The organism is Microcoleus sp., assembly GCF_049646505.1.
Lineage (GTDB): Bacteria > Cyanobacteriota > Cyanobacteriia > Cyanobacteriales > Microcoleaceae > Microcoleus.
On the sequence record NZ_JBARVX010000024.1, the window covers coordinates 1 to 4,844 of the forward strand.

4 protein-coding genes and 1 riboswitch are annotated in these 4,844 nt (G+C 48.0%); of the genes, 1 reads left to right on the top strand and 3 read right to left on the bottom strand.

Features of this window, described 5'->3' with window-relative positions:
* Window positions 1-1,759 (bottom strand): TIGR03960 family B12-binding radical SAM protein (locus tag WBA89_RS01790; RefSeq protein WP_424403515.1); only part of this gene is annotated, 1,759 nt, incomplete at its 3' end.
* A 144-nt stretch (window positions 1,760-1,903) separates the two neighbouring features.
* Window positions 1,904-2,257, bottom strand: a complete 354-nt coding sequence (locus WBA89_RS01795; protein WP_424403511.1) for an STAS domain-containing protein — start codon at window positions 2,255-2,257, stop codon at window positions 1,904-1,906.
* A gap of 383 nt (window positions 2,258-2,640) precedes the next feature.
* Between WBA89_RS01795 and WBA89_RS01800 the strand changes: the two genes are divergently transcribed.
* Window positions 2,641-2,835: a hypothetical protein gene (locus WBA89_RS01800; RefSeq protein WP_424403517.1), complete on the top strand. Its 195-nt coding sequence runs from the start codon at window positions 2,641-2,643 to the stop codon at window positions 2,833-2,835.
* Window positions 2,836-3,293: 458 nt separating this feature from the next.
* On the opposite strand, the gene thiC is transcribed toward WBA89_RS01800, so the two are convergent.
* Window positions 3,294-4,667, bottom strand: coding sequence for a phosphomethylpyrimidine synthase ThiC (gene thiC, locus WBA89_RS01805; RefSeq protein ID WP_424403513.1), 1,374 nt, complete (start codon window positions 4,665-4,667; stop codon window positions 3,294-3,296).
* Between the two features lie 8 nt (window positions 4,668-4,675).
* A riboswitch (TPP riboswitch) is annotated at window positions 4,676-4,772 on the bottom strand.
* Window positions 4,773-4,844 lie beyond the last annotated feature (72 nt).

A 4,844-nucleotide genomic window follows, 5' to 3' on the forward strand; every position in this document is an offset into this window, starting at 1 on the left:
GACTTACATCCGTTACATCCGTTACATCCGTTACATCCCGTACATTGCTCGTTGCCGAACTTCCTTCTTCCTTCTCCTCAAACAGATTCCATTCGCCGCTTTCAACTTGGCGGTATTTCCAAGTAAGGTCAGATTCATCGATCGCCTGAGTCCAAGCTTGGTAAGCTTTATCCAAACTTTCCCACCAAGCATCCATACCCGCGCCAAGTTCCCAAGCGCGGCGGACTACAGGGCCCAAACGCCGATCGCCCCGTCCGACAAAATCCTCCATTGCCGAAAGCCGCACATCAGTATAATTCACCTTAAGATTTCTCATCGCTTTAAATTCTCCCTTCAGGAGTTTTTGCTTGCGAGAAAACTCAGCAGTCGAAACCGAGTGCCACTGAAAAGGAGTGTGAGGCTTAGGCGTAAAATTAGAAATTGTCAAATTAAAATTCAGTGGCCGCCGGCGATCCAGCCTGCATTCCCTTTGCAGCCAGCGGACTGTTTCGGCGATTCCCAGCACATCAAAATCTGTTTCTCCGGGCAAACCGATCATAAAATACAGCTTGATTTTATCCCAACCGCGATCGACCGCAGTCTTCACACCCCGCAACAATTCCTCATTTGTCAAACCTTTGTTAACGATATCCCGCATCCGCTGAGTGCCAGCTTCCGGCGCAAAAGTCAAACCGCCTTGTCGCGTGCCGCCGAGAATGTCGGCAATATTATCGTCAAATCTGTCTACCCGCTGGCTGGGTAGAGACAGAGAAATATTTTGATCTTTGAGGCGGTTTTTGATTTCCATCCCGACAGCCGGGAGTGCCAGATAGTCGGAACAACTGAGGGAAAGCAGGGAAAATTCGCTGTGCCCGGTGGCTTTCATCCCTTGTTCGATCGCCTCTACGACTTGCTGCGGTTCGACATCGCGCGCGGGGCGAGTCAGCATTCCCGGCTGACAGAAGCGACAGCCGCGGGTGCATCCACGGCGGATTTCTACTGTCAGTCTGTCGTGTACTGTCTGGACGTAGGGAACTAGCCCGATCGAATAAGCTGGTATTGGAGTCGCGACTCGGCGCAGAATTCGATCGGGAACTTGCGGGCGGTTGGGATGAACCGAACCGTCTGCCGCCATATCGTAGAATTGCGGGACATAAACGCCGGGAATTTGCGCTAAATCCAGCAGCAGCGCTTCTCGGCTCAAATTATTAGTTTTACCTTCTGCCAAAATCAAGCTGATTTCTGGCAGCAATTCTTCTCCGTCTCCCAAGGCGATGAAGTCAAAAAAGTCAGCGTAGGGTTCGGGATTGGATGTTGCGGTTTGTCCGCCAGCAAAAATCAGCGGCCAATCCCCACCATTTTGAGGCTTTGTCGCTCTTTCTTTCCAAGTTAGGGGAATGCCGGCAAGTTGCAGCATTTCCAGAATGTTTGTGGCTCCGAGTTCGTAGCTGAGGCTGAAGCCGAGAATATCAAATTCTGTGAGATATCGCCTTGATTCTACTGCAAACAAGGGAGTTTTGGTCGCTCGCAGTTTTGCTGCCAAGTCTGGTGCGGGCAAATAAGCGCGATCGCACAACTGCCTCGGCAAAGCGTTCAAAATATTGTAAAGGATGATGTGTCCCAGATTGGAAGCACCAACTTCATACACTTCTGGATAAGTTAGCACCCAGCGCACGCGAGCTGCATCCCACAGCGGGCGCGCCGCCCCCAACTCGTTACCCAGATAACGAGCAGGCTGATTGATTTCTGCTGTAAGTAATTCTTCGATTTTTACTGGCACGGCTTGACTCGCTCTGATATTTGCGACTCTTAAGCAGCCTACCTTAAAATCGCCCAACACGCCAGCGGGAGTCTGCTGTATTTTCGGGCATTTCACTCGATTTGCTGTGTTTTGTTGCTGCTGGTTTTGACCTCTAGCCGGATTCTACCAGTGATTTGGGGCGCGGGAGTTGGCCGCTTCAAAACTTTCGACGCTTTCATATATCTCAAAAACTCGATCGAGCTGGCTGAGTTCCAGAACCATCCTAATCTGGGTGGAAACCGAGCAAATACTAAACCTGCGCCCCATTTTTTGTGCCTGCTTTAAGCCCGAAACCAATGCCATCAAACCGGCGCTGTCAATAAATGTTACTGCGTCCAAATCTACGAGTACCGCCACAATTCCCTCAGTCCCAATTGCTGTTGTTACTTGCCGTCCGAATTCTCCGGAGGTAGCTGCATTCAGGTGGTATAAGGGTTGAATCACTGTAATTGGTTTCGGGGCAATAAGTGTCTGCATATTTCTAACCTATGGTTGCTGTGTATTGTCAACTACTGTGCTATAAGGCTTCCGGTCTAAACCTATTTGATATTTTCGAGCCTAACTTGCTCTGAGGGCAACCGACCAGTTGTTTTCAGTGATTTTACTGAATCTTTATTTATTTACTCTTGTTTATGAAAGTTTCCGCAAGATTTGGAGAACAAACGTAAGCTACTATACTATTTTTTATTTATGCTAGCAAGTTTATTCTTGGCAACTCTAAAAAGGGCGATCGACCTTGCCCTAGCTGTTAAGTTAAACGGATCAATGTAATTTAAATCACTTATTGGTGGTGATTGCGATCGCGCGCGCGATCGCAAGTTAATATGAAAATAAAACTGTACGGAGTTCTCCGAGCTAATATGCAAGCAACTTATTCTATTCGTCATCTAGTAGAAAAAGCCCTCTACATTAAGCAGTTGACGCCTGACATTGAAAACGAAATCAACTACGAGCTCACCCGTTTGGGGTACATCTCGGATATCGATTATGAGGCGTTAGAGTTATTAATGGATGAAATGGATGCCGGCCGGGTGCAATTGGTATCTAGTCGATAGTGGGAACCGGGCGGCGCGGAAAAATCAAACAGCAAAACAAAATCCTGGCGCGGCGCACAATATAAGAGTGCCACAATCATTGACTGCAGCAGGGTGTTTTTCCGATCGATGATTGGGGCGATGGTTCTCGAAGACTTAAATAGCACATCATAAGTCCGTCTAACCCGTCTTTTCTGTGCGGAAATACTTCGGATTTCTCTACTTTCACAAAGCCCATCTTTGATTTGAGCTTTTTTGGTTATACTTGAAAAAAAGCTTTGTAAGTATAAATTTATACCATTACTTGCGATAATCCGTCGCTACCAGACCAAGCTCAGCTTATCAATCTTTAAATTGTCTCCTCCCTCCTCGTTAGCAGGAAGAGCTTGGTAATGCAGGTGCGGAGGCTCTACCTCCCCCTACCTCCCTGCTTTTGAATGGCCAAGGGCGGGCGAAATAATCCGCCCGCGCGATCGAAATTAGCTTAGCGCTACAGGTTCCTTAGCAAGAAACTTCTCCAATTCAGTCAAAGCATCCGCATCAACTTTCGTCTGCATCGGACAGAACTTAGGCCCGCACATCGAACAGAATTCGGCAGTTTTGTAGATATCCGCCGGCAAAGTTTCGTCGTGATATTCCTTTGCTCGTTCTGGATCTAGCGATAGCTCAAATTGACGGTTCCAATCGAAATTGTAACGCGCTTTCGAGAGTTCATCATCGCGATCGCGCGCACCCGGACGGCCCCGTGCAATATCTGCAGCGTGAGCCGCAATTTTGTAAGCAATCAGCCCGTTTCTGACATCCTCAGCATTCGGCAATCCCAAATGTTCCTTCGGTGTCACGTAGCACAGCATAGCAGTACCGTACCAACCAGCCATCGCCGCCCCAATTGCCGAAGTAATGTGGTCGTAACCCGGTGCAATATCAGTCACCAACGGCCCCAAAACATAGAAAGGTGCTTCCGAACATTCCTCCATTTGTTTTTTGACATTAAACTCAATTTGATCCATAGGAACGTGGCCGGGGCCTTCCACCATTACCTGCACGTCATGTTCCCAAGCTTTGCGAGTTAATTGTCCCAAAGTTTTGAGTTCGGCTAATTGAGCTTCATCCGACGCATCGTGAGTGCAACCGGGGCGCAGAGAATCTCCCAAACTAAACGAAACATCATATTTTTTGAAGATTTCAATGATGTCGTTAAAGTGAGTGTAGAGAGGATTTTGTTTGTGGTGGTGCAGCATCCAGCGTGCCAAAATCCCGCCGCCGCGAGACACAATTCCAGTCAATCGATTTTTCACCAACGGCAAATGTTCGATCAGAATTCCGGCGTGAATAGTTTGGTAATCAACACCTTGCCCTGCGTGTTTGTCAATGATGTGCAGGAAGTCATTCGCCGTCAGACTTTCCATATTACCGTGCACGCTTTCTAGAGCTTGGTAAATTGGTACAGTACCGATCGGTACCGGCGAAGCATTGATGATTGTAGTGCGAATTTCATCCAAATTCCCGCCGCCGGTGGACAAATCCATCACGGTATCAGCACCGTATTTCACTGCTAGTTTAAGCTTGTCAACTTCTTCTTCCATGTTGGAAGAGTTGGGAGATGCGCCGATATTAGCATTGACTTTGCACTTAGAGGCAATGCCGATCGCCATTGGCTCCAAATTCGTGTGATTGATATTAGCGGGAATAATCATCCGTCCCCGCGCTACTTCGGCGCGGATCAGTTCTGCTGGGAGATTTTCTCGCTTAGCAACATAGTCCATTTCCTCAGTGATCACACCTTGACGGGCGTAGTGCATTTGAGATACATTACTGTGTCCCTGACGCTTCGCGATCCATTCGGTACGCATATTCTTATTTCCTTGATAAACAGCTTCCCTCCGCTGGTATTACCCAGACTCAGGTTCTAAGGGTGTTTTCTCAGCCCGGACTTTCGGGCACCCCTAGCTAAGCTATTGATTGTATCACCGATTTCTGTCCGCGACGGCAGCAACTAAGGAAATCTTAATATTGAGAGATAGATGAGG

Coding starts and splice junctions, on each gene's coding strand:
- WBA89_RS01795 (WP_424403511.1), bottom strand. CDS start 2,257: ATGCAGACACTTATTGCCCCGAAACCAATTACAGTGATTCAACCCTTA.
- thiC (WP_424403513.1), bottom strand. CDS start 4,667: ATGCGTACCGAATGGATCGCGAAGCGTCAGGGACACAGTAATGTATCT.
- WBA89_RS01800 (WP_424403517.1), top strand. CDS start 2,641: ATGCAAGCAACTTATTCTATTCGTCATCTAGTAGAAAAAGCCCTCTAC.